The organism is Pseudoxanthomonas sp. Root65 (genome assembly GCF_001427635.1).
Lineage (GTDB): Bacteria > Pseudomonadota > Gammaproteobacteria > Xanthomonadales > Xanthomonadaceae > Pseudoxanthomonas_A.
The window spans coordinates 1,690,533-1,715,688 of record NZ_LMHA01000001.1 but is presented as its reverse complement, the minus strand read 5'-3'; the positions used below and the strand labels follow the sequence as shown (position 1 = coordinate 1,715,688).

Genomic DNA, 25,156 nt, shown 5'->3' with positions numbered 1-25,156 from the left:
CCATGACCGAGTTCCTGAACACCGCCCTGACCTTTCCGACGCTGGTCTACAGCGTGCTGCTCGCGTTCTGCACGGTGTACTGGCTGCTGGCGGCCACGGGCATCGTCGATCTCGACACGGTCGACGGCTGGCTGACCACCGACGGCGACACCGCCGAACCCAACGTGGTCGCCGGCATGCTGGCCAAGCTCGGGCTGTCCGGCGTGCCGATGATGCTGGTGCTCACGATCCTGTCGTTCTTCGGCTGGCTGATCACCTACTTCGTGCACCTGTTCCTGCTGCAGCACCTGCCCGACAGCCTGCGCTGGATCGCCGGCGCCGGCACCCTCATCGCCGCGCTGCTGCCCGGCGCGCTGGTGACCTCGCTGCTGCTGCGTCCGCTGGCCGCCGTGATCGCGCGCCTGCGACCGCCGGTGCCGCCATCGGTCCTGGGTCGCGCTGGCGCCGTGATTTCGCCTTATGCCGATGCGGGCACGGGACGCGCCCACTTCGACGACGGCGGCGCCGGCCTGATCCTGCAGGTCCGCACGCTACCGGGCGAACGCCTGTCGCGCGGCGACCGCGTCGTGCTGATCGAGCATCTAGAAAGCGACAACACCTACCGCGTCATGTCCGAAACCGCCTTCCACCAGCAGTAAGCACCCGCGCCGTCTACAAGGAGTTCTGCAATGAGCACTGCCACCATCCTTCCCTTCGCCATCGGCCTGGTTGTCCTGCTGGTGCTGGGATTCGGTTTCATCGGCATCTTCAAGGCCTTCTACAAGAAGGTCGAACAGGGCACCGCCCTCATCGTCAACGACATGAGCGCGCAGCCCAAAGTGCACTTCACCGGCGCGCTGATCATCCCGGTGCTGTACAAGGCCGAGCTGATGAAGATCAGCCTGATCACCCTGCAGGTGGACCGCCGCGGCAAGGAAGGCCTGGTCTGCAAGGACAACATGCGCGCCGACATCGCGGTGGCGTTCTACCTGCGCGTCAACGAGACGCCCGGCGACGTGCTGCGCGTGGCCAAGGCCATCGGCGCCGACCGCGCGTCGGACAAGCACGCCGTGGACGAACTGTTCAACGCCAAGTTCTCCGAGGCGCTGAAGACGGTCGGCAAGAAGTTCGACTTCACCGAACTGTTCGACAAGCGCCAGGCGTTCCGCGACGAGATCGTCGCCGTCATCGGCCAAGACCTCAACGGCTACGTGCTGGAAGACGTCGCCATCGACTACCTGGAGCAGACGCCCAAGCACCTGCTCGACCCCAGCAACATCCTGGACGCCGAAGGCATCCGCAAGATCACCGAGCTGACCGCGCGCCAGAACGTGCAGACCAACGAGTTGGAGCAGAACGAGAAGCTGGCGATCACCAAGAAGAATACCGAGGCCCGCGAGGCCCTGCTTGCGCTGGAGCGCCAGCAGGCCGAGGCCGAGGCGCGCCAGCAGCGTGAGGTCGAGACCGTGCGCGCCCGTGAAGCGGCCGAGACCGCCAAGGTGATCGAGGAACAGCGCCAAGTGTCCGAGCGCGCGCGCCTGGAGACCGAGGAGCAGATCAAGATCCGCGAACAGGAACAGCTGCGCCAGGTCGAAGTGGCCGAGCAGAACCGCCGCCGTGCGGTGGCCATCGAACTCGAACGCGTCGCCCGCGCCGAGCAGCTCGAACGCGTCAACACCGACAAGGAAGTGCAGATGCAGCAGGTCGACCGCGACAAGGTGGTCGAGCAGGGCCGCATGGAAGTGGCCAACGTCGTGCGCGAGCGTACCCAGATCGAGCAGACGGTCGCCGTCGCCGAAGAGAAGATCAAGGAGACCCGCGAAATCGCCGAAGCCGACCGCGCCAAGCAGGTGACCGTGCTGGCCGCCGAGGCCGCCGCGCAGGAAACGCTGGTCAAGGACGTCAAGGCCGCCGAAGCCGCCGAGCAGGCCGCCCGCCACCGCGCGGTCGAGATGACCGTGCTGGCCGACGCCGAACTGCAGGCCGCCGGCAAGCAGGCCGAAGCCAAGCGCGTGCTGGCCGACGGCGTGCGCGCCGAGAGCGCCGCGCCCGGTCTGGCCGAGGCACAGGTGCGCGAAGCCAACGCCGTGGCCATGGAGAAGACCGGCCTGGCCGAGGCCCGCGTGCTGGAAGCCAAGGCCGATGCGACCTACAAGCAGGGCAACGCCGATGCGCGCGTGCTCAACGAACGCCTGACGGCCGAAGCCGATGGCACGCAGAAGCTGGGCCAGGCCAACGCCAGCGCCACCCAGGCGATGGGCGATGCCGAAGCCAGCAACATCGCCAAGAAGATGTCCGCCGAAGCCGAGGGCCTGACCTCGAAGTTCGACGCGATGGGCAAGATGAGCCCGGATGCGCGCAGCCACGAGGAGTTCCGCATGCTGCTGGAAACCCAGCTGCGCCAGTTGCTGGCGTCGATCGATGCGGGCAAGGCGATCTCGCGCGAGAACGCCGAGGTGCTGGCCGGCGCGCTGAAGAACGCCAACATCGAGCTGATCGGCGGCGACGGCGGCGTGTTCAATGCGCTGACCAAGGGCATCTCGCTGGGCAAGGCGCTGGAAGGCATCGTGGGCGAAAGCCCGATCGCCTCGCAGCTGCTGGGTCGGCTGGCGGGTGCCGGCCTGCCGGCGCCGGGACGCCCGGCCGAAGCGACCGACGCCTGACGCGCCACGCCTGAACCGTGCCGGCGGCTCCGTCCGCCGGCTCCGATTTCCGCATCGACCGCCCAGGACGGGCGAGGATGAGGCCTGATGTCCGTGACACCGAACGCAGAAGCTCCTTCCACCGACGCCCAGGTCGATCAGGCGGTCGCCCAGGGCGGCGCCTACGACGTGCTGCGCCGGCGCCTCGACGAGCAGGGCTTGCGCCTGCGCGGCGTCGTGGAAACGCTCAACACGCGCCGCCTGCAGGAGTTCGGCGACAGCCGGATGGAGGCCATCGGCCGACTGCGCATCCGCACCGAACACAATTCCGTGGGGCGCGACATCGTGCAGGTCGGCGACCTGCTGCTGTTCGGCTTCAACGTCTACATGGGCCTGAAGGCGACCACTTCGGTCGCCGACGTGTTCGGCATCCATCGCCTGGTCGAGACCGGCGAAGGCTACGACGTGGCGCCGGTCGACATCGCCGCCAGCTTCCTCGCCGACGGCGCCTTCCAGCGCGACTTCAACGAGCTGTACAGCTACTACAAGGACGCGCGCCTGCTGCAGCTGATCGTCCGCGACGGCCGCCTGCTGATGGCGTTCCAGATCGGCCTGAAGAACACCGACGTGCGCGTGTTCCGCTGGACGCTGACCGCCGACGGCGAGGTGAACTACCTGGATGCGCGCGGCGAGCGCGACATCGTGCTGCCGCCGCCTTTCGATTTCGAGTGGACGCGGGCGACCAAGGACATGGAAGTCAGCGGCCGCCATCCGCACCTGAACATCCTCGACACCCTGTTCGTCGAGACCATCGGCGGCGACCTCACTCTGAAGGTGGAGAACAATACCGAGAGCGGCGCCGGCGTCTACAGCGAACCGGTCGAGGACCGGACGCAGTCGCTGGACGATGCGCAGATCGAGTTCGCGCGCGTCGGCTCGCTGATCCTGCTGAAGGTGCTGCCTTACCGCGAAAGCGCCTGGCGCGGACTGGTCTACAACACCCAGACCGGCAAGGTGACGCGGCTGGACGCCATCGTGCAGGCCTGCATCCAGCTGCCCGAAGACCACGGCATCATCTTCCCCGGCGGCTACTACCTGCAGAACGGCGAACACAAGGCGTTCGATGCCGCCGTGCAGGACATGCAGTACAAGCGCACGATCCGCTCGCCGAACGGCGAAGACGTCATGTACGTGTTCTACGAGCGCGAGACCGGCCAGGCCGCGCTGCTGGTCTACAACCTGGTGCAGCGCCGCCTGCAGCCGCCCGTGCTGGCGCACGGCTACGCGCGCCTGCACGACGGACGGATGGTGCTGTTCCGCGCCGAGAACGACGACCCGACCCGCGTCCACCAGATGCAGCTCTGGCAGACGCCGTTCAGTTCGGACGAGTTCGCCGCGGCGCGACCGGCCGGCACCTCGTTCATGGCCAGGCTGGGCAATGCCGAACTGGTGCGTGCGGTGTCCAACCTGTTCGATCTCGCCCGCGAGATCGAACGTCCCGATGTCTCGGCGCAACGCTACCAGCTGCTGACGCACGCGACCCGCCGGCTGTTCGACCTGCACCACTGGATCGATGACGCGCAGTGCGAGGGACTGGCCACGCTGCTGCACGAGATCGCCGGTACCGGGGAATCGGTGCTGGACGAGTACGAGAAGGTGCAGGAGATCCGGCGCCAGTCCGAGACAGCGATGGCGCAGGCGCAGCGCGACCACCGCGCCCTGCTCGGCCGCCTGCAGCCGGAAGGATGGAACGGCATCGGCGAGTTCGTCGATGCACTGGGCGCGGTCTCGCGCCTGCGCGGCCATCTGCTGACACTGCGCGACTATCGCTACATCGATATCCCGGCCATCGACACGATGGTCGCCGCATTGCAGGAGGCGCACGAACGCGTCGGCACGGCGACCGGCAGTTTCCTCGCCGACGAGAAGGCGCTGGCGCCGTTCCAGCAGCGCCTCGGCGAACTCGACGCACGCGCCCAGAAAGCCGCCAGCGCACGCGAGCTGGCCGAGGCGATCGACGCCATGCAGGGCATGGCCGGCGAGCTCGACATGCTGTCCGAACTGATGGCGACGCTGCGGGTCGACGACGCCACCCAGCGTACCCGCGTGGTCGACGCGCTGTCGGCCATCTACGCGAAGCTCAACCAGACCCGCGCTCGCGCCACCCAGCGTCGCCGCGAGCTTGGCTCGGCCGAAGCGGTGGCACAGTTCGGCGCACAGTTCACCCTGTTCGGCCAGGCCGTCAGCAATGCCCTGGCGATGGCGACCACGCCGGAGCGCGCCGACGAACAGCTGTCGCGCCTGATGGTGCAGCTGGAGGAACTGGAGAGCCAGTTCGGCGAACACGAACAGTTCCTCGGCGACATCCTGTCCAAGCGCGAGGAGATGCTGGAGGCGTTCGAAGCGCACAAGCAGGCGCTGCTGGACGAGCGCCAGCGCAAGGCGCAGTCGGTACAGGAAGCCGCAAGCCGCATCCTGGAAGGACTGGGCCGACGCACCGAGCGCTTCACGACCCCGGATGAACTCAACGCGTTCTTCGCCGGCGACGCGCTGATCCTCAAGCTGCGCGAACTGGCGGGCCGCCTGCGCGAGCTGAAGGACTCGGTGAAGGCCGACGACATCGAGGCGCGCATCAAGGGCGCGCGCGACCAGGCGGTGCGCGGACTGCGCGACCGCAGCGACCTGTTCGAGGACGCCGGCAACGTCATCAAGCTGGGGCCGCGCCACCGTTTCAGCGTCAACACGCAGCCGCTGGACCTGACCCTGATCCCGCGCGGCGATACGCTGGCCGTGCACCTGACCGGCACCGATTACCTGGAGCCGTTGCAGGAACCCGCATTGGACGCGCTGCGCGACTATTGGGACGTCAGCCTCGCGTCGGAGTCGCCCTCGCTGTATCGCGGCGAGTATCTCGCCTGCCGCCTGCTGGAGGATGCACTGGCAAACGAGGCGGGCCTGAGTGCGGACCAGCTGGAGCATGCGCTGGCCGATCCGGAAGCGCTGGACAGGATCGTCCGCGACTATGCCGCGCCGCGTTACCGCGAGGGCTATGAAAAGGGCATCCACGACCACGACGCCGCCGCGATCCTGCGCGCGTTCCTGCCGCTGCGCAACGCCGCCGGTACGCTGCGGCACTCGCCTTCGGCACGCGCCCTGGCAGTGGCATGGTGGTGCCGCCGCGATGCCGCACCGCAGGAGACAACCGACCGGATCCGCGCGGCGCGCGCGATCGACACGATGTCACCTGCGGGTCGCGCCCTGCAGGCGATGCGCGAGGAACTGGCGGCCACGATTGCGGAGTGGATCCAGCGCGACGCGCTGCCCTTCCCCACTGCGGAAGCGTCGGCGGCCGCGGCCTTCCTGCTGGATACGATCACCAGCGCGACGCCCACGTTCCGTTTCACCCACTACGCCGATGCGCTGGTGACCGCATTCCGCGCGCGCCTGTCCGACGACGCCGGCGGCAGCGTGCTCGCCAGTGCACTGCAGCGCCTGGACGGACAACCAGCGGCGGCGTGGTCGCTGCTGCGGCAGGCGCTGGATGCGCTCGCCGCACTACCCGAGCACGCGCACCTGGCCGCCTACGTGCCGGAAGCGATCGCCCTGTTCCGCCATGGCGCGCAGCTGACGCACGTGGTGGAGCACGTGACGCTGATGGGCCAGGTCGACGGCCTGCTCGGCGAACATCCGCGCATCCGCGAGGGACGCCTGGCGCTGGCGGTGGACGACCTGCCGGCGCGCTTCGCCGCCCACCGCGACCACTTCGTCCCGGCGTGGCAGCGTTACCAGGCGTTGCGCAGCGACGTCGCACAGCGCGAGCGCGCCGCGATGCGGCTGTCCGAATTCAAGGCCCGCCCCCTCAGTTCGTTCGTGCGCAACAAGCTGATCAACGACGTCTACCTGCCGGTGATCGGCGACAACCTCGCCAAGCAGATGGGCACGGTCGGCGAGAACAAGCGCAGCGACCTGATGGGCCTGCTGATGATGATTTCGCCGCCGGGCTACGGCAAGACCACGCTGATGGAATACGTGGGGCACCGGCTGGGCTTGGTCTTCATGAAGATCAATGGGCCCGCGCTGGGCCATGAGGTGCGTTCGCTGGATCCCGCGCAGGCGCCGGATGCGACCTCGCGGCAGGAGCTGGAAAAACTCAACCTCGCACTGGAGATGGGCAACAACGTGATGCTGTACCTGGACGACATCCAGCACACGCATCCCGAGTTCCTGCAGAAATTCATCTCGCTGTGCGACGGCACGCGCCGCATCGAGGGCGTCTGGCGCGGCAAGACCAAGACCTACGACATGCGCGGGCGCAAGTTCGCGGTGGTGATGGCGGGCAATCCTTACACGGAGTCCGGCGAGGTCTTCAAGATCCCCGACATGCTGGCCAACCGCGCCGACATCTACAACCTGGGCGACGTACTCGGTGGCATGGAAGACGCCTTCCTGCTGAGCTACGTGGAGAACTGCCTGACGTCGAACCCCGTGCTGGCGCCGCTCGCAACCCGCGACATGGCCGACCTGTACCTGCTGGTCGACAAGGCGCGCGGCAAGGACGTCAGCACCAACCAGCTGTCGCATGCTTACAGCGGCGCGGAGATCGGCGAGATCGTCGCGGTGCTGCAGCGCCTGCTGACCGTGCGCGACGTGGTCTACCGCGTCAACCAGCAGTACATCGCCAGCGCCGCGCAGGCGGACAAGTACCGGGTCGAGCCGCCGTTCCGCCTGCAGGGCAGCTACCGCAACATGAACAAGCTTGCGGAAAAGATTTCGCCGGTGATGAATGCCGCCGAGCTGCAGCAGCTGATCTCCGACCACTACCTGGGCGAAGCGCAGTTGCTGACCACCGGCGCGGAAGAGAACCTGCTGAAGCTCGGCGAGCTGCGCGGCACCCTGAACGACGACGAACAGGCACGCTGGCAGCAGATCAAGGCCGACTTCCTGCGCAACAAGGCGATGGGGACCGACGATGCCGATGTCGGCGGCCGCGTCGTCGCGCAACTGGCCGACATCGCCGTCGGATTGCAGCGGCTGGGCGAACCGGCGCCGGCCGAAGCGGCACCGCCGGCACCGTGGGACGCCTTGTTGTCGGCGCTGCACTCGCTGCGTGTACCGGAGCCCGTCGCACCTGCCATGCCCGCCGCGGCGGCACCGGCTGCGGATACCGCGCCCGTGCTGCAGGCGCTGCAACAGACGATGGCCCGACAGGACCAGCTCAACGCCGCGCTCGTCGCGCTGGCGCAGGCATTGCGCAGCGGCGCCACGGCGTCCGCACCGGCAGTCGCGCGCAAGGCCAAGTCACGCTCGCCGCGTGAAGCCGAATTCGACCAGGTGATCGCCAGCCTCGCCTTCAAGGAAGAACGCCCGACACCGACGCTGGACGTATCGCCATCGCCGTCGACGTACGACCTCGATCCCGACGGAGACGCGCCGCGGTGAGTCACTCTCCCGCCCCGGACACCGGCATCCCCGGCCTGACCGAACACGCCGCCGCCATCCGCGCGCTGGCGCAGGCGGGCGCGGGCGATCTGCAGGCAACGCTGCGCGACCTGCGCACCGTGCTGCTCTCGGCCGACCCGCGCGCACTGCGTCGCAGCGTCGGCTTCTGGGGCCGGCTGATCGGCCGCGACATCCGCCTGGCCGCCGAAGCGCGCGCCCTGCGCGAGCGCAGCGGCATCCTGCTGCGGCAGGCGGGGTTCGAGGCCGAACGACTTCGCCACCAGCATGCGACGCTGTCGGAACACGCCCAGCGACTCCGCGATGCCGGCGCGCGCCTGCAACGCGAGATCGACGACCTGGCGCGCCAGCACGCCACGGAAGCCTCGCACGCCGGGACGTCGCGCCTGGCGCACCTCATCACGCTGCGCAGCGCGTACGAGATCACCATCAGCCAGTTGGACATCGTCGCCGCCAATGCGCTGGCCATCGCCGAACGCCACGCGCAGCAACTGCCCCGGCTCGGCGTGCTGCTGGACCAGCAGGCGGGCGTTGCCGCCGGTGCCGGCCACGGAATGCAGCTATCCTCCGCAACGCGGGCGATAGACGAGCTGGAAGCCCATATCGAACACCTGCCCGCGCCACCGGCTGCACCCGCAGCGGCAGCGCGCGCCACCCACGCCCAGGAGGCCTCATGACGACGACGAACCCCGAACAGACGCTGGTCCCCGCTGCGCTGTCGCCGCAGCTGCTGACCGACCTGGGTCTGGAGAGCGCCGACATCCCGCGCATCCAGGAGGCGACCAAGGCGCTGCAGGACATCGCGCCCGGCAACCTGCACACCTACGGCCGCGAAGCGACCACCAAGACCAGCGCGTTCAGCACGCAGCTGCTGGACAAGGTGCGCAATGCCGACCTCGACAGCAGCGGCGACAAGCTGGGCGAAGTCGTGCGCATCGCGCGCTCGCTGAACCTGGAGTCCTTCCACGGGCGCTCCAAGCTGCCGATCCTCGGCCCGCTGATCGACAAGCTGCGCGCCACCAAGGACGATCTGGTCCAACGCTACAGCTCGACCAACCGCCAGATCGACCAGCTGATGGCGGATGTCGGCAAGACCCAGCAGATCCAGCAGCAGCGCGTGCGCGAGTACGACCAGATGCACGACATCGTGCTGGACGAACGCCGCGAACTGGGCGTGCACGTGGCCGCCGGCCGCGTGCGCATTGCCGAGCTGGAAGCGGAACTGGCGTCGCTGTCCGGTCTTGAGGATCCCGAATCGCGCACCCGCCGCGCCGCGCTCGACACCGCGCTGCGCCTGATCGACAAGCGCGTGTCCGACCTGCAGGTGCTGCAGCACGCGGCCACGCAGACGCTGCCGATGATCCGCCTGATCCAGGCCAATGCGATCCAGCTGATCGAGAAGTTCAGCGCGGTGCGCGACATCACCATCCCGATGTGGCGCAACCAGTTCGCTATCCAGCTGTCGCTGGCCGACCAGCGCAATGCGGTGGAACTGGCCAACGCGATCGACGACGCCAGCAACGAGCTGATGCGCAAGAACGCCGAACTCGTGCACTCCACCGCTGTAGGCACCGCGCGCGCCAACCAGCGCTCGGTGATCGACGTCGAAACCCTGCGCACCGTCAACGAAACCCTGATCCGCACAGTGGAGGAAGTCCGCGAGATCCATCGCGAAGGCATGGCCAAGCGCAAGCAGCTGTCCACCGAACTGGTGGACATGCGCGAAGACCTGGAGAAGCGACTGGCGCTGCCGACCACCGGCAACGCCACGCAGTAGCGCGGGTACGACGCGGTCGTCATCGGCGGGTTCGATGCGTCGCTGCGCCGGCAGCGCGCGTGGACGTCGAAGATCGGCCGGCGTGTCTTTCCCGATTCGACGCGGGCGTCGGGCGAAGGCGGCATGCCGGCGTCTGTCGACACGAATATGTCACGTCACCTCACGTTATCGACCCGCACGCTGTGCTTTCCTTCGCTCGGCGCGGCCAGCGTGCTCCCGCGCGGTTAAACTGGCCCGCCGCGCGGATGACCGTGTCGGGACAGCAGCGGATCAAAGAACAGATGAGCGACGACACCCGCGTCACCCCCGTCCGGGCCGAGGGACTGACGGCTTGGGCATACGACCCTGACACGCGCCTGTTGGCGGGACGCATGGACGGGACGGTCGACGGCTGATGACGACCACCCTGATCCGCAACGCGGATGTGTACGCGCCCGAACCCATGGGACGCCGCGACCTGCTGCTCGGCGGCGGCAAGGTGCTGTGGATCGGCACCGATGCGCCCGACCTGCCCGCCGCCTTCGGCACACAGGTGCTGGATCTCGGTGGTCGCCGGCTGCTGCCGGGCCTGATCGACGGCCACGTGCATGTCACCGGCGGCGGTGGCGAGGCCGGCTTCGCCAGCCGCGTGCCGGCGCCGACACTGTCGCGCTACACCCGCAGCGGCGTGACCACGGTGGTCGGCCTGCTGGGCACGGACGATGTCACCCGCGGCACGCGCGAACTGGTGGCCCACGTCAACGCGCTGCGCGAAGAAGGGCTGTCGGCCTGGGGATACGCAGGTGGCTACCACCTGCCGCCGGCCACGCTGACCGGCAGCGTGCGCACGGACCTGGTCTTCATCGACTGCCTGCTCGGGGTGGGCGAACTGGCGATCAGCGACCACCGCTCCAGCCAGCCGACCCTGGACGAACTGCTGCGGATCGCGTCCGAAGCGCACGTGGCCGGGCTGATGACCGGCAAGGCCGGCATCGTCCACCTGCACATGGGCGACGGCCCGCGCGGCCTGGACCTGGTGCGGCGCGCGCTCGACCAGAGCGAGCTGCCGCCGCGGGTGTTCAACCCGACCCACGTCAACCGGCGCAAGGCACTGTTCGACGAAGCCATCGAACTGGCCCGGCGCGGCTGCAGCATCGACATCACCGCCTTCCCGGTGGACGAGGACGAGGACGCGTGGAGCGCGGCTGATGCGCTGGTCCGCTACTTCGACAGCGGCGCCCCGCGCGACCGGGTCACCATCAGTTCCGACGCCGGCGGCTGCCTGCCCTGCTTCGATGCGCAGGGCCGCGTGTGCAGCATGGATGTCGGCCACTCCGGCGCGCTGATCGACACGCTGCACGAACTGCTGGCCCGCGGCATCGCCCTGCAGGACGCACTGCCGGCCTTTACGTCCAACGTCGCCGGGCTGCTGCGCCTGCCCGGCAAGGGCCGCATCGCAGCGGGCGCCGACGCCGACCTGGTGGTGCTGGACGCCACCGGCGCGGTGACCGATGTGTTCGCCGGCGGCCGCCCGCACCTGCGCGATGGCGCGGTGCTGCGGCGTGGTACGTTCGAATCGCAAGACACCTGAAACACCGGAGCACTCGATGCCAAGCAAACCCGTCAACGGGGAGCAACGCGGCTGGATCATCCCGATCGGCGGCGCTGAGGACAAGGAAACCAACCCGCGCATCCTGGCGCGTTTCGTCGAACTGAGCGGTGGCGCCGACGCCGACATCGTCGTCATTCCGACCGCGAGCCGGCTGAAGGACTCCGGCACCCGCTACGAGGACCTGTTCCGGGGCATGGGTGCACCGCGGGTCGACGTGCTGGACTTCGACACCCGCCGCGACTGCCAGGAGGAAGGCCGGCTGGCGCGGCTGGCGGAGGCCAGCGGCATCTTCTTCACCGGCGGCAACCAGTTGCGCCTGTCCACCATCCTCGGCGGCACCCAGGTGGCGCGCTGCATCCGTTCGCGCAACGCGCAGGGGGTGACCGTGGCCGGCACCAGCGCCGGTGCCGGGTTCCTGAGCGAGCACATGATCGCCTTCGGTACCGAGGGCTCGTCGCCGCGCGCCAGCAGCGTGCGCCTGGCTCCCGGACTGGGCCTGACCAACCGCTTCGTGATCGACCAGCATTTCCGCCAGCGCGACCGCCTCGGCCGGCTGACTGCGGCGCTGGGCTACAACCCGTTCGCGATCGGCATCGGCCTGGACGAGGACACCGCCGCCTTCATCTCCCCCGACGACACGCTCGAGGTCGAAGGCAGCGGCGCGGTCACCGTGGTGGATGCCCACGACCTGCAGTTCTCCTCCATGGCCCAGGCCGGCGAGGACGACCCCGTGTGCCTGCTGGGACTGGGCGTCCATATCCTGATCGCCGGCGCCACCTTCAACCTGCATACGAGGCGGGCCTCGGCCGGCCGACTGGCGACCCGCAAGACCTGATCCGACGAGGGAACCTCCTGCATGCGCATCCTCGAACGCACCGTCTACGTTGGCCCGTCGCAGCATGCGCACTTCCCGGTGATCCGGCTGCTGCTGGACCTGGGCGACCTGGAACAGTGGCCCACCGCGCGCCTGGGCACCGGCTTCATCGACGGCCTGGTGGCCGCGGTGCCCGGCCTGGCCGAGCATGGCTGTTCCTACCGCGAGCCCGGCGGTTTCCTGCGCCGCATGCGCGAGGGCGAAGGCACCTGGCTGGGCCACGTGCTGGAACACGTGGCGATCGAACTGCAGAACATCGCCGGCGAGGACGTCACCTTCGGCAAGACCCGCAGCGTCGACGGTCGCGCGGGCGTCTACACCGTGGTCTACGAATACGCCCAGCGCGAGGAAGGCATCGCCGCAGGCGAACTGGCGCTGCGCCTGCTGTGCTCGCTGATGCCCGAAGGCGTCCGCCCTGCCGGCAGCGTGCCCGAGGACTGGGACTGGGAACCGGCGCGCGACGACTTCATCCGCTACGCCCAGCGGCGCGCGCTGGGGCCGTCCACCGCCTCGCTGGTGCGCGCGGCCGAGGAGCGCGGCATCCCGTGGCTGCGACTCAACAACCAGTCGCTGGTGCAGTTCGGCCACGGCAAGTACCAGCAGCGCATCCAGGCCACCATCACCGGCAAGACGCCGCACATCTCGGTCGAACTGGCCAGCGACAAGGAGGAAACCAACAAGATCCTCGGCTCGCTCGGCCTGCCGGTGCCGCGCCAGCACCTGGTCACCAGCCAGACCGACGCGATCAAGGCCGCGCAACGGCTCGGCGGGCCGGTGGTGCTCAAGCCCTACAACGGCAACCATGGCCGCGGCATCACCATCAACATCACCGGGGACGACGAGATCCGCGCCGCGTTCGACGCCGCGCGCGAGCATTCGCGTTCGGTCATCGTCGAGACCTTCCAGGAAGGCGCCGACCATCGTCTGCTGGTGGTCAATGGCGAACTGATCGCGGCGACACGACGCACGCCCGGCCACGTGGTCGGTGACGGCCGCAGGACCATCACCGAACTCGTCGAGATCGTGAACCAGGACCCGCGCCGCGGCATCGGCCACGAGAAAGTGCTGACGCGCCTGGAGCTAGACCGCGAAGCGAACCTGATGATGGAACGCGTCGGCTACACCGCCGACGCGGTGCCGAAGCAGGGCGAGGTGGTGTTCCTGCGCTCCACCGCCAACCTGTCCACCGGCGGCACCGCGACCGACGTCACCGACGTCATCCATCCCGACAACCGCGACATGGCGGTGCGCGCGGTGCGCGCGATCGGCCTGGACGTGGGCGGCGTGGACTTCATCAGCCCCAACATCGCCGAGAGCTACAAGAACATCGGCGGCGCGATCTGCGAAGTGAACGCCGCGCCGGGCTTCCGCATGCACGTCGCGCCCAGCGAAGGCACGCCGCGCGACGCCGCCGGCCCGGTGATCGACATGCTGTTCCCGCCGGGCACGCCCTCGCGCGTACCGATCGCGGCGGTCACCGGCACCAACGGCAAGACCACCACCGCGCGCATGCTCGCCCACATCACCAAGATGGCCGGCTACACGCCGGGCCTGACCACCACCGACGGCGTCTACATCGATGGCCAGCGCACGGTGGAAGGCGACATGACCGGCCCGGTGTCGGCGCGGATGGTGCTGTCCGATCCGCATATCGACCTGGCGGTGCTGGAAACCGCGCGCGGCGGCCTGTTGCGCGCCGGCATGGGCGTGCCGGACGTGGACGTGGGCGCGGTGCTCAACATCGCCGCCGACCACCTGGGCCTCAAGGGCATCGACACGCTGGAACAGCTGGCGGAAATCAAGCGCATCGTGGTCGAGGTGGCCCGGGACTGCGCGGTGCTCAACGCCGACGACGTCAACGTGCTGAAGATGTCGGGCTACACGCAGGCGAAGACGATCTGCTACGTCACCATGAACCCGTCGCACGCGCTGGTGCGCGAGCACATCCGCGCTGGCGGTCGCGCCTGCGCGCTGGAGGCCGGCGTCAACGGCCACATGGTCACCCTGTACGACAAGGGCAGCCACATTCCGCTGATGTGGACCCACCTGATCCCGGCCACGCTGGAAGGCCGTGCCCTGCACAACGTGCAGAACGCGATGTTCGCCGCGGCGATGGCGTTCTCGCTGGGGATCAAGCTTGACGCGATCCGCCAGGGCCTGCGCACCTTCGACACCACTTTCTTCCAGGCTCCCGGGCGGATGAACGTGTACGACGAGCATCCGTTCAAGGTGGTGATGGATTACGCGCACAACGCACACGCGGTGGGGATGATGGCCGATCTGGCCCAGCGCCTGGAGGTGGCCGGACGCCGGATCGTGGTGGTGGCCGCCCCCGGCGACCGCCGCGACGAGGACATCCAGGACATCGCCCGTGCGGTGGCCGGTCGCTTCGACCACTATGTGGTCAAGCGCGACGACAGCCTGCGCGGCCGCGACGGCGACGAAGTGCCGCGGATCATCGCGCGCGCGCTGCAGACGGCGGGCGTGACCGAGACGGCGATCGAACAGATCCCCGACGAACAGCAGGCCATCGACGCCGCGCTGCGCATGGGCAGGCCCGGCGACCTGCTGCTGGTGTTCGCCGATGCCCTGGCCCGCTCGTGGAAGCAGATCACCAAGTTCGCGCCCGAAGGCGCCGAGCCGCGCAGCGCCCGCACGATCGAGTTGCCGTCGCTGCCGCCGGCGCCTACCGCCGACGAGGCGGCCGTGGCGGCGATGGAGGGCGTGATCCGCGAAGAGCGCGGGCTGGTGCTCGCGCGTCATGACGAAGGCAGCGATTGAGCGGCGGCGATCCGCAGCCGCCGGATCGCCCCCCCCAGGAACGACCCGCCACATGAGTGAACCCGCTCCCTTGCCGTTCGACGACCTGCGCCGCCTGACCGGGCCCAACCTGTACTTCGCCGGACCGGGTGCGGTGCTGGAAACCCTGGTCGGTGCACCGGTTCCCTCCGCACTGATCGAGGACTGGAAGCGGCGTATCGCCCGCGCGCGCGCCGCCCTGGGTTGGCCGGAAGGCCCGGTGACGGTACGCGAGCACGCCAGCGGCGCCAGCCTCGCCTTCGCCGCACCCGGCGACAGGCTGTACGCGGCCGCCGACGTGGACGAATGGGCCTGGCTGTCCGCCCTGGTCGCAGCCGGGAGGCACATGGGCGAACCCGCGCTGCAGCCCGGATATCCCTCGTTCGTCGACGAAGACGCGGACCTGCGCCTGCTGCGTGCGATCGCCGCGGCCGAAGGCCTGCCGCGCCTGCCCGCCCTGCGCGAGGCGGCGCGCACGCACGGCCTGCCGCTGCTGCTCGACGACGAGCAGCTGTCCATCGGTATGGGCAGCGGCAGCCGCACCTGGGACAACCCCGCGCTGCCGACGCCCGATGACGTGCCGTGGCAGGACCTGCATGCGATCCCGGTGGCCCTCGTCACCGGTTCCAACGGCAAGACCACCACCGTGCGCCTGCTCACCGCGATCGCCATCGCCCACGGCTGGCACACCGGCAACAGCTGCACCGATGGCCTCTACCTGGACGGCGCCCTGATCGAGGGCGGCGACTACTCCGGCCCCGGCGGCGCGCGCAGCCTGCTGCGTGATCGCCGGACCCAGGCCGCGATCCTGGAGACCGCGCGCGGCGGCCTGCTGCGCCGCGGCCTGGCGATCGAGCGTGCCGACGTGGCCGTGGTCACCAACGTCAGTCCCGACCACTTCGGTGAATACGGTATCCACGACCTCGACGGCCTGGCCGAGGTGAAGCTGACCGTCGCCCGCGCCATCGATGCCGACGGCATGCTCGTGCTCAACGCCGACAACGACCTGCTGCGTCGGCATGCCGCGCGTCTTGATGTACCGCTGGCCTGGTTCTCCACCGACGACGACCATCCGCTGCTGCGGCAGGCGCGCGCCGACGGTCGCCGCAGCTGCGGCGTGCGTGACGGCCACCTGTGGCTGTTCGACGGTACCCGCACCCACGATCTCGGTGCGGTCGCCGACATGCCGCTGACCCTCGGCGGCCTGGCTGCGCACAACGTGCAGAACGGCGCCGCCGCCGCCCTCGCCGCGAGCGGGCTGGGGATCGCGCCGGCGACGATCGCCGCCGTGCTCGCACGCTTCGGCCGCGACCACCGCGACAACCCCGGTCGCCTGCAGCGCTGGGTGCTCGGCGGCGGGGTGCAGGTCTACGTGGACTACGCGCACAACCCCGATGGCCTGGCGCAGTTTCTCGATCTGGTCCGCCAGGCGCACCGCGACGGCGGACGCCTGCACCTGCTGCTCGGCCAGGCCGGCGACCGCAGCGACGGGGCCATCGCCGACCTCGCCGCTACTGCGGCGTCGTTTAACCCCGACCACGTGGTGCTCAAGGACCTGGAAGGCTACATGCGCGGACGCGAAAGCGGCGAGGTGGGCCGCGTGCTGCGCGCAGCGCTGGTGCGCCACGGCGTGGCCGACGGCGCCATCGACGAATGTCGTGACGAAACCGAGGCCGTGCGTTTGATCCTGTCCGCCGCCCGCCCCGGCGACAGCCTTGCCCTGCCCGTGCACGGCGTCGCCGCGCGCGAGCGGGTCACCGCCCTGCTCGACCAATTGCAGGCGCAGGCATGGTCGGCCGGCGATCCCGTCGCCGGCGACTGATCACTCCACCGTCACCGACTTGGCCAGGTTGCGCGGCTTGTCCACGTCGGTGCCGCGCGCCAGTGCGGTGTGGTACGCCAGCAGCTGCACGGGGATGGTGTGCACGATGGGGCTGAGCACACCGACGTGACGCGGGGTGCGGATGACGTGCACGCCTTCGGATTCGCTGAAGTGGCTGTCCTGGTCGGTGAACACGAACAGTTCGCCGCCGCGCGCGCGCACTTCCTGCATGTTGGATTTCACCTTCTCCAGCAGCACGTCGTTGGGCGCGATCACCACCACCGGCATGTCGGCGTCCACCAGCGCCAGCGGGCCGTGCTTCAGCTCGCCAGCCGGGTAGGCCTCGGCGTGGATGTAGGAGATTTCCTTCAGCTTGAGCGCGCCTTCCAGCGCGATCGGATAGTGCAGGCCGCGGCCGAGGAACAGCGCGTCCGACTTCGGCGCGAAGCGCTCGGCCCAGGCGGCGATCTGCGGCTCGAGGTTCAGCGCGTGCTGCACGCTGCCCGGCAGGTGGCGCAGCTGCTCCAGGTAGTCGGCTTCCTGTTCCGGCGTGACCTTGCCGCGCAGCTTGCCCAGCACCACGGTCAGCTGGAACAGCGCCGCCAGCTGGGTGGTGAAGGCCTTGGTGGACGCCACGCCGATCTCGGTGCCGGCGCGCGTGTAGCAGACCAGTTCGCTGGCGCGCGGGATGGCGCTTTCCGGCACATTGCAGATCGACAGCGTGTGCTGGTGGCCCAGCGACTTGGCGTACTTCAGCGCCTCCATCGTGTCGAGGGTTTCGCCGGACTGCGAAATGGTGACGATCAGGTGCTTCGGGTTCGCGTAGGCATCGCGGTAGCGGTACTCGCTGGCGATCTCGACGTTGCACGGCACGCCAGCGATCGCTTCCAGCCAGTAGCGCGCGGTCATGCCGGCGTAATAGCTGGTGCCGCAGGCGAGGATCTGCACGCCTTCGATGTCCTTCAGCGCGGCTTCGGCGTTGGCACCGAACAGCGTGGGCGAGAAACCGCCGTCGACCACTGCCTCGATGGTGTCGGCGATCGCGCGCGGCTGCTCGTGGATCTCCTTCTGCATGAAGTGGCGGTACGGGCCCAGCTCCAGCGAGGCCAGCGACACGTCGGAAACGTGCACGTCGCGCTGTATCGGCTGGTCCTGGCCGTCGAACACGTTGACGCCCGCGCGGGTGACCTCGGCGGTGTCGCCTTCTTCCAGGAAGATCACGCGGCGCGTGGCCTGCAGGATCGCGGAGACATCGGAGGCGATGAAGTTCTCGCCCTCGCCCAGGCCGATCAGCAGCGGACAGCCCATGCGCGCGCAGACCATGCGGTCCGGCTCCTTGCGGCTGACCACGGCCAGCGCGTAGGCGCCGGTCAGTTCCTTCACCGTGCGCTGCAGCGCCGCAAGCAAGTCGTCGCCGCCCTGCAGGTGGTGGTGCATCAGGTGCGCGATGACCTCGGTATCGGTCTGCGACTCGAACACGTAGCCGAGCGCGCGCAGCTTCTCGCGCTGCTCCTCGTGGTTCTCGATGATGCCGTTGTGCACCAGCGCCACGCCGTGGCTGATGTGCGGATGCGCGTTGGCCTCGGTGACGCCACCGTGGGTCGCCCAGCGTGTGTGGCCGATGCCGAGGCGGGCGTTGAAGCCCTCGGCGGCGGCGGCGCCTTCCATCTCGGCCACGCGGCCGGTGCGGCGCACGCGCCGCACGTCCTGCTGCTCGACCACCGCGATGCCCGCGGAATCGTAGCCCCGGTATTCCAGCCGCTTCAGTCCTTCGATCAGTACCGGCACCACGTCGCGATCGGCGATCGCGCCCACAATTCCGCACATAGGCTTGTGTCTTCCATCTGAGTGAAACGAGCGGACATTCTACGTGTCCGGCACTGGACAGGCCCTGTCCGCACGGTGTCCGCGGACACCCGGACAGTCGTCTGGACCGGACAACCCCTTGTGAAATCAATCGCTTGCGTTTGGCACGCATCCTGCTGAGACAGGCAGGTCACTCCAAAGAACGCATGCCGCCGATGATTCGGGACACCTCCGCCCAAGACCGTGTACTCAGTGCCTCGCAGACCCGGCCGGCCTGGCGCCGGTGGGTCTTGCCCGCCGCCGGCGGCGTCCTGCTGCTGGCGGGCATCGTCTTCGCCGCCGGCGGCTGGCTGGCGGGCACCGCGTCGGTGGATGGCGCACGCCTGCGCATCGCCGAGGTCACCCGGGGCGACCTGGTCCGCGACATCGCCGCCGACGGTCGCGTCATCGCCGCCAACAGTCCCACCTTGTACGCCGTCGCCGGCGGCGTGGTCACGCTGAAGGTCGTAGCCGGCGACAAGGTCGCCAAGGGCCAGCCCTTGGCCGAGATCGACAGCCCCGAGCTGCGCAGCAAGCTGGCGCAGGAGCAGACGACCCTCGCCGGCATGGAAGCCGAATCCAGCCGCGCCACGCTGGATGCCAGCGTCACCCGCGCCAACGCGCAGAAGGCGCTGGACCAGGCCGAGATCGAGCGCCAGGCCGCCGAACGCACCCTGCAGCGCTACCAGCGCGGCTTCGAGGGCGGCGCGGTGCCGCAGGTCGACGTGCTGGAAGCGCAGGACAACCTGCGCAAGGCCGAGATCGCGCTGGCCCACGCGCGCAAGGACGCCGGCCTGCAGGGCCAGGGCGCCGGCCTGGATGCACGCAACAAGCAGTTGCTGGCCCAGCGCCAGCGCGCCGTGGTGACCGAGGTGCAGCGCCAGGTGGATGCACTGACGCTGCGTGCGCCGTTCGATGGCCAGGTCGGCCAGATCCAGGCCGTGCAGCGCTCGAACGTGGCCATCAACGCGCCGGTGCTCAGCGTGGTGGACCTGTCGGTGTTCGAAGTCGAGATCAAGGTGCCGGAAAGCTTCGCGCGCGATCTCGCCATCGGCATGCCGGCCACGCTGACCAGCGCCGGCCAGCCGTATCCGGGCGAAATCTCCGCGGTCTCGCCGGAAGTGGTGGGGGGCGAAGTCGTCACCCGCCTGCGCTTCTCCGACAAGCAGCCGCCCGGCCTGCGCCAGAACCAGCGCCTGTCCGCACGCATCCTGATGGAAACCCGCCGCAACGTGCTGATGGTCGAACGCGGCCCGTTCCTCGAACAGGGCGGTGGCCGCCAGGCCTACGTCATGGACGGCAACTCCGCCGTACGCCGCCCGGTGCAGCTGGGCGTCAGCAGCCTGAGCAACATCGAAGTGCTGAGCGGCCTGCAGCCCGGCGACAAGGTCGTCGTCTCCGGCAGCGACCTGTTCGGCGATGCCGAGCGGGTATCCGTGAATTGAGGAGTGAGTGATGAAGCGAGGAGTGAGGAGTGAGCAAAGGCAACCGCCCCGCTTTTCCCCTCACTCCTCACTCCTCTCCACTCACTTCTCTACCTGACCCCCCTCACGTCCCACCCCTCTCCACCCACCACCCGCTCCAAAGGAATCCACCATGCTAGAGATGCGCCAAGTCGCCAAGGTCTACCGCACCGAACAGGTGGAAACGCATGCGTTGCGTTCGCTCGACCTGCATGTCCGCGAGGGCGAGTTCGTCGCGGTCACCGGGCCGTCGGGCTCCGGCAAGACCACCTTCCTCAACATCGCCGGCCTGCTGGAGACCTTTACCGGCGGCCAGTTCCTGCTCGACGGGCAGGACGTCAGTCATCTGGGCGATGACGCGCGCTCGCGCCTGCGCAACCAGAAGATCGGCTTCATCTTCCAGGGCTTCAACCTGATCCCCGACCTCAACCTGTTCGACAACGTCGACGTGCCGCTGCGCTACCGCGGCATGCCGGCCGCCGAGCGCAAGCAGCGCATCGAGGATGCCCTGGCCCGCGTGGGCCTGGGCTCGCGCATGAAGCACTTCCCGGCCGAACTGTCGGGCGGACAGCAGCAGCGCACGGCGATCGCACGCGCGCTGGCGGGCAGCCCGCGCCTGCTGCTGGCCGACGAACCGACCGGCAACCTGGACTCGCAGATGGCGCGCGGCGTGATGGAACTGATGGAAGAGATCAACCGCCAGGGCACCACCATCATCATGGTCACGCACGATCCCGAACTGGCCGCGCGCGCGCAGCGCAACGTGCACATCGTGGACGGCATGGCCACCGACCTGTCGGTGGAGCCGGCGCTGATCCGCGCGGCGCACGCCGCCGAAGCGGGGGCTGGCGCTTCGGTATAGGCGCGATGCATCAACCCGCAGGAGTGAGTGGAGAAGAGTGAGGCGTGAGCGAAAGCGAATGCCGTTGCCTCCACTCACTACTCACTCTTCTCCACTCACTCCTCGCTTCTCCTGGAGCCCGCCATGTTCGGCTACTACTTCTCCCTCGCGCTGCGCAGCTTCAAGCGCAACAAGGCGCTGACCTTCCTGATGGTGCTGGCCATCGCGCTGGGCATCGGCGCCAGCATGACCACGCTGACCGTGTTCTACGTGCTGTCCGGCGACCCGATCCCGCAGAAGAGCGACAAGCTGTTCTATCCCCGCATCGAGCCGCGATCGGCGAACGGCTTCACGCCCGGCGACGAGCCGGAAGACCAGTTCACCCGCTACGACGCCGAGCGTCTGCTGAAAGACAAGAAGGCCGACCGCCAGGCACTGATGACCGGTGGCGCGTCGTCGGTGGAATCGCAGGACGGCAAGATCGAACCGTTCCGCGTGGATTCGCGCTACACCACGGCGGACTTCTTCCCGATGTTCGACGTGCCGTTCCGTTACGGCAATGGCTGGTCGGCGGCCGACGATGAATCGCGCGCACGTGTCGCGGTGATTTCCAAGGCGCTGAACGACAAGCTGTTCGGTGGCGCCAACAGCGTCGGCCGTGAGCTCACGGCTTCGGGCAGTACGTTCCGCATCGTCGGCGTGCTGGACGAATGGCGCCCCGCGCCGAAGTTCTACGACATGACGCAGGACCGCTTCACCGAAGTGGAGCAGCTGTTCGTGCCGTTCTGGACCTCGCTCAGCCTGAAGATGGGCACCCAGGGCAACATGAACTGCTGGGGCGACTCCAGTGGGGACGAAGAAGGCTCGCGTGGCCCCAATGCCCCGTGTTCGTGGCTGCAGTACTGGGTGGAACTGGACACGCCGGCCAAGGTCACGGCGTACAAGCAGTACCTGGCCAACTACTCCGACCAGCAGCGCGCGGCGGGCCGTTTCGAGCGTCCGACCAACGTGGACCTGCACAACGTGATGCAGTGGCTGGACAAGCAGGGCGCGGTGCCGGGCGATGTGCGCCTGCAGGTGTGGCTGGCGTTCGGCTTCCTGGCCGTCTGCCTGCTCAACACCGTGGGCCTGCTGCTGGCGAAATTCCTGGGCCGTGCGTCGCAGATCGGTGTGCGCCGGGCGCTCGGTGCCACGCGCAAGGCGATCTTCGCGCAATGCCTGGTGGAAGCCGGCACGGTCGGCCTGGTCGGCGGCGTGCTGGGCCTGGTGCTGGCCTGGCTGGGCCTGCTGGCGGTCCGCCAGCAGCCGGCGGGTTACGCCGATCTTGCCCACATGGACCTGAAGATGCTGCTGGCCACGTTCGCGCTGGCGATCGTCGCCAGCCTGCTGGCCGGCATGTTGCCCGCATGGCGCGCGATGCAGGTGACGCCCGCCATCCAGCTCAAGTCGCAATGATCCGCTCCCTCCCCCGCTTGCGGGGGAGGGTTGGGGTGGGGCCGCCGCAAGACCTTGGCGCCTCCCTCCGCTCCGCTCGACGACGTGCCCCCATCCCGACCTTCCCCCGCATGCGGGGGAAGGGGCTGAAACCCCAGAGGCCCACCATGGACATCCGCCCCATCCTTTCCACCCTCGCCCGCCACAAGACGGCCGCCGCGCTGATCGTGCTGGAAGTGGCGCTGTCGTGCGCCATCATCTGCAACGCGGTCTTCCTGATCACCCAGCGACTGGAACGCATCGATCGCCCCACCGGCTTGGCGAACGAAGAGATCGTGCGCATCAGCATGGGCAACATCGGCGACAACCCCGAGGCCGACGCACTGGTGAAGCAGGACGTCGCCAGCCTGCGCGCGCTACCCGGCGTCAAGGCCGCCAGCAGCATCAACCACGTGCCGTTCGACAACTCGTCGTGGAACAGTTCCATCCAGCTCGCGCCCGAACAGGAACGCCCGAGTGCCCAGGCCAATGTCTACCTCGGCGAATCCGTCATCGACACGCTGGGCCTGCGACTGGCCGAAGGCCGCGACTTCAATGCGGACGAGTATTCCAACTGGACCGAGATGAACAAGCAGAACGCCAAGGTCGTCATGCCGTCGGTGATCCTGAGCCGCGAGCTGGCGAACAAGCTGTTCCCCGGCGAAAGCGCGATCGGCAAGAACATCTACGCCTGGAATGCCGACAACGTGCCGCACCGCGTGGTGGGCGTGGTCGAGCGCCTGATCCGCACCAACGACAACGGCGGCCCGGCGGAAGCCGGTTACACGATGATCTTCCCGGCCAAGGACATGACCCTGGGCACCTTCGTGCTGCGCACGGATCCCGCGCGCCGCGCCGAGGTACAGAAGGCCGCGGTCGCCACGCTGGAGAAGAACAGCGCGCGTCGCTTGATCCTGCGCGAGGGCACGTTCACCGAGATCATGGACAACTACTATCGCGGTGACCGCGCCATGGCCTGGCTGCTGCTGACCGTGATCGTCTCGCTGCTCATCGTCACCGCGCTGGGCATCGTCGGCCTCGCCAGCTTCTGGGTGCAGCAGCGCACCAAGCAGATCGGCATCCGCCGTGCACTCGGCGCGACCAAGGGACAGATCCTGCGCTACTTCCAGACCGAGAACTTCCTGCTGGCCACCATCGGCATCGTCATCGGCATGATCCTGGCGTACGGCATCAACCAGTTGCTGATGGGCAAGTACGAACTGCCGCGCCTGCCGCTGCTGTACCTGCCGGTCGGCGCGGTGCTGCTGTGGCTGCTCGGCCAGGTGGCCGTGTACGGGCCGGCGCGCCGCGCCGCCTCGGTGCCGCCGGCGGTGGCGACGCGCACGGCCTGATTCCACCGCCCCGCGCCGTCGCCATGGTCCGCTCACGCCTGTTGCTGCTGGGGCGGCACCCCTGGTGGAGCGGCCTGCTGGTGGCGGAAGTCGTGGCCTTCATCGTGCTGGCATCGTGGGCATGGTCCGCATGGCGAGCCATGCCAACGCCACCGCCCGCACTGCCGGAAGACGAGATCACCGTGTTCCCCCGCCTGGACACGGTCGACAACGTGCCGCTTCCCTCAGCGGATGTCCTTGAACTGGTCCGTTCCGTGCCGGGCGTACGCCATGCCGCTGTCGCCAACCAGTCGCCGTACTCGCACGACGTGTCGTGGGCGGCCCGCGCATGGAAGGACGATGCCCGGGACGCCGCCGCGGTGGTCGCCATCTACTTCGGAACCGACGCGATGGTGCCGACACTGGGACTGCAGCTGATCCAAGGGCGCGATTTCGCTCCCGCCGACTTCAGCGCCTACAGCGGCGACCAGACCCGCCTGCATGTCCGCGGCGCGCCGGCGATCATCAGCGCCAGCCTGGCCGAACGCCTGTTTCCCGGCACATCCGCCATCGGCGGACGCCTGCACATCCATCACGACGCTCCGCTGACCGTCATCGGCGTCGTCGACGCGCTTCCTGCCGCCGCGGACGGGTTCCGCCTGAATCCCGACGGCTTTTCCATCCTGTTGCCTACCGCACCTGCCGACGCACGGCTGGGCCCGTTGCTGGTGCGCAGCGGGAGCGGAGATCGGGTCCGCGTATCGACAGCCGTGGAGCACGTGTTGAAGAAGGCGTACCCACGCGGACTCTCCCGTGCATCGCGCCCGCTCTCCGCCGACCGCATCGCGATGGCATCGCTTCGCCCCGTGCTGCCAAGAATGCTTTCGGCAGGCGCAGGCCTCGGTGCGCTGGTCCTGCTGGCGACGCTGCTGTTCGCAACCGAGTGGATGGCCCGACATCAACGACTGGAACTCAGCCTGCGACTGGCGTTCGGTGCGAGTCGCCGCCAGCTCGTGCGCGAATGGGGCCTGGAACTGGGGGCGTTGGCCGGACTGGGCGCGATGCTCGGCGGGCTGATAGCGGGTTCGCCGATCGCCTTCCGGCTGTCGGGTGGTTTGCCCATCCTCTCCCCGTTGGAAACCGCCTTGCTGGCAGCGGGCTGCACGGCAGCGCTTTCCTTGATGGCGACATGGGTTGCGATGCGTGCCTTCCGCATTCCGCCGCACCTCGTCAGTCGCAGTCCTTCGGTTAGGCTATAGCGC

The 25,156-nt window shown here is 68.7% G+C and carries 15 protein-coding genes; 14 read left to right on the top strand and 1 reads right to left on the bottom strand.

What is annotated here, in order from left to right:
• Positions 1 to 2 precede the first annotated feature (2 nt).
• From ASD77_RS07515 to ASD77_RS07475, 9 genes are all read left to right on the top strand, one after another.
• Positions 3 to 638 (top strand): hypothetical protein, encoded by a 636-nt coding sequence (locus ASD77_RS07515; protein ID WP_055939567.1) that lies wholly within the window; start codon positions 3 to 5, stop codon positions 636 to 638.
• Positions 639 to 668: 30 nt separating this feature from the next.
• Positions 669 to 2,642 (top strand): hypothetical protein, encoded by a 1,974-nt coding sequence (locus ASD77_RS07510; protein WP_055939564.1) that lies wholly within the window; start codon positions 669 to 671, stop codon positions 2,640 to 2,642.
• An 87-nt stretch (positions 2,643 to 2,729) separates the two neighbouring features.
• On the top strand, positions 2,730 to 8,060 hold the full coding sequence (locus ASD77_RS07505; RefSeq protein WP_055939563.1) for a DNA repair ATPase: 5,331 nt from the start codon (positions 2,730 to 2,732) through the stop codon (positions 8,058 to 8,060).
• The gene (locus ASD77_RS07500) at positions 8,057 to 8,755 is read left to right on the top strand and encodes a hypothetical protein (RefSeq protein WP_055939560.1); all 699 of its coding nucleotides are present in this window, start codon (positions 8,057 to 8,059) and stop codon (positions 8,753 to 8,755) included. The genes ASD77_RS07505 and ASD77_RS07500 overlap by 4 nt, the downstream gene beginning before the upstream one ends.
• Positions 8,752 to 9,855 carry a toxic anion resistance protein gene (locus ASD77_RS07495; RefSeq protein WP_055939557.1) on the top strand — a complete coding sequence of 368 codons (1,104 nt, stop codon included), beginning with the start codon at positions 8,752 to 8,754 and terminating at the stop codon, positions 9,853 to 9,855. Before ASD77_RS07500 ends, ASD77_RS07495 begins: the two co-directional genes overlap by 4 nt.
• 394 nt (positions 9,856 to 10,249) lie before the next feature.
• The gene (gene iadA / locus ASD77_RS07490) at positions 10,250 to 11,425 is read left to right on the top strand and encodes a beta-aspartyl-peptidase (protein ID WP_055939553.1); all 1,176 of its coding nucleotides are present in this window, start codon (positions 10,250 to 10,252) and stop codon (positions 11,423 to 11,425) included.
• 16 nt (positions 11,426 to 11,441) lie between these two features.
• On the top strand, positions 11,442 to 12,281 hold the full coding sequence (locus tag ASD77_RS07485; protein ID WP_055939545.1) for a cyanophycinase: 840 nt from the start codon (positions 11,442 to 11,444) through the stop codon (positions 12,279 to 12,281).
• 21 nt (positions 12,282 to 12,302) lie between these two features.
• Complete coding sequence (gene cphA / locus ASD77_RS07480; protein WP_055939542.1) at positions 12,303 to 15,101, top strand: cyanophycin synthetase; 2,799 nt, start codon at positions 12,303 to 12,305, stop codon at positions 15,099 to 15,101.
• A 52-nt stretch (positions 15,102 to 15,153) separates the two neighbouring features.
• Positions 15,154 to 16,941 (top strand): Mur ligase family protein, encoded by a 1,788-nt coding sequence (locus ASD77_RS07475; RefSeq protein WP_055939538.1) that lies wholly within the window; start codon positions 15,154 to 15,156, stop codon positions 16,939 to 16,941.
• Here the strand turns inward: ASD77_RS07475 and glmS are convergent, their stop codons facing one another.
• Positions 16,942 to 18,768 carry a glutamine--fructose-6-phosphate transaminase (isomerizing) gene (glmS, locus tag ASD77_RS07470; RefSeq protein ID WP_055939535.1) on the bottom strand — a complete coding sequence of 609 codons (1,827 nt, stop codon included), beginning with the start codon at positions 18,766 to 18,768 and terminating at the stop codon, positions 16,942 to 16,944. It abuts the gene before it with no gap.
• A gap of 194 nt (positions 18,769 to 18,962) precedes the next feature.
• Here glmS and ASD77_RS07465 point away from each other — a divergent pair, with 194 nt between their 5' ends.
• From ASD77_RS07465 to ASD77_RS07445, 5 genes are all read left to right on the top strand, one after another.
• Entirely contained in the window at positions 18,963 to 20,231 is a 1,269-nt protein-coding gene (locus ASD77_RS07465) for an efflux RND transporter periplasmic adaptor subunit (protein ID WP_055941147.1), read from the top strand.
• Positions 20,232 to 20,382: 151 nt separating this feature from the next.
• Positions 20,383 to 21,111, top strand: coding sequence for an ABC transporter ATP-binding protein (locus ASD77_RS07460; protein ID WP_055939531.1), 729 nt, complete (start codon positions 20,383 to 20,385; stop codon positions 21,109 to 21,111).
• Between the two features lie 123 nt (positions 21,112 to 21,234).
• Positions 21,235 to 22,545 carry an ABC transporter permease gene (locus tag ASD77_RS07455; RefSeq protein ID WP_055939528.1) on the top strand — a complete coding sequence of 437 codons (1,311 nt, stop codon included), beginning with the start codon at positions 21,235 to 21,237 and terminating at the stop codon, positions 22,543 to 22,545.
• Between the two features lie 146 nt (positions 22,546 to 22,691).
• The gene (locus ASD77_RS07450) at positions 22,692 to 23,915 is read left to right on the top strand and encodes an FtsX-like permease family protein (protein WP_055939525.1); all 1,224 of its coding nucleotides are present in this window, start codon (positions 22,692 to 22,694) and stop codon (positions 23,913 to 23,915) included.
• 23 nt (positions 23,916 to 23,938) lie between these two features.
• Positions 23,939 to 25,153: an ABC transporter permease gene (locus ASD77_RS07445; RefSeq protein WP_055939523.1), complete on the top strand. Its 1,215-nt coding sequence runs from the start codon at positions 23,939 to 23,941 to the stop codon at positions 25,151 to 25,153.
• Positions 25,154 to 25,156: the final 3 nt, after the last annotated feature.

What these genes read in the sequence shown, in the direction of transcription:
- ASD77_RS07515 (WP_055939567.1), top strand. Translation starts at nt 3, where the DNA reads ATGACCGAGTTCCTGAACACCGCCCTGACCTTTCCGACGCTGGTCTAC.
- ASD77_RS07510 (WP_055939564.1), top strand. Translation starts at nt 669, where the DNA reads ATGAGCACTGCCACCATCCTTCCCTTCGCCATCGGCCTGGTTGTCCTG.
- ASD77_RS07505 (WP_055939563.1), top strand. Translation starts at nt 2,730, where the DNA reads ATGTCCGTGACACCGAACGCAGAAGCTCCTTCCACCGACGCCCAGGTC.
- ASD77_RS07495 (WP_055939557.1), top strand. Translation starts at nt 8,752, where the DNA reads ATGACGACGACGAACCCCGAACAGACGCTGGTCCCCGCTGCGCTGTCG.
- iadA (WP_055939553.1), top strand. Translation starts at nt 10,250, where the DNA reads ATGACGACCACCCTGATCCGCAACGCGGATGTGTACGCGCCCGAACCC.
- ASD77_RS07485 (WP_055939545.1), top strand. Translation starts at nt 11,442, where the DNA reads ATGCCAAGCAAACCCGTCAACGGGGAGCAACGCGGCTGGATCATCCCG.
- cphA (WP_055939542.1), top strand. Translation starts at nt 12,303, where the DNA reads ATGCGCATCCTCGAACGCACCGTCTACGTTGGCCCGTCGCAGCATGCG.
- ASD77_RS07475 (WP_055939538.1), top strand. Translation starts at nt 15,154, where the DNA reads ATGAGTGAACCCGCTCCCTTGCCGTTCGACGACCTGCGCCGCCTGACC.
- glmS (WP_055939535.1), bottom strand. Translation starts at nt 18,768, where the DNA reads ATGTGCGGAATTGTGGGCGCGATCGCCGATCGCGACGTGGTGCCGGTA.
- ASD77_RS07465 (WP_055941147.1), top strand. Translation starts at nt 18,963, where the DNA reads ATGATTCGGGACACCTCCGCCCAAGACCGTGTACTCAGTGCCTCGCAG.
- ASD77_RS07460 (WP_055939531.1), top strand. Translation starts at nt 20,383, where the DNA reads ATGCTAGAGATGCGCCAAGTCGCCAAGGTCTACCGCACCGAACAGGTG.
- ASD77_RS07455 (WP_055939528.1), top strand. Translation starts at nt 21,235, where the DNA reads ATGTTCGGCTACTACTTCTCCCTCGCGCTGCGCAGCTTCAAGCGCAAC.
- ASD77_RS07450 (WP_055939525.1), top strand. Translation starts at nt 22,692, where the DNA reads ATGGACATCCGCCCCATCCTTTCCACCCTCGCCCGCCACAAGACGGCC.
- ASD77_RS07445 (WP_055939523.1), top strand. Translation starts at nt 23,939, where the DNA reads ATGGTCCGCTCACGCCTGTTGCTGCTGGGGCGGCACCCCTGGTGGAGC.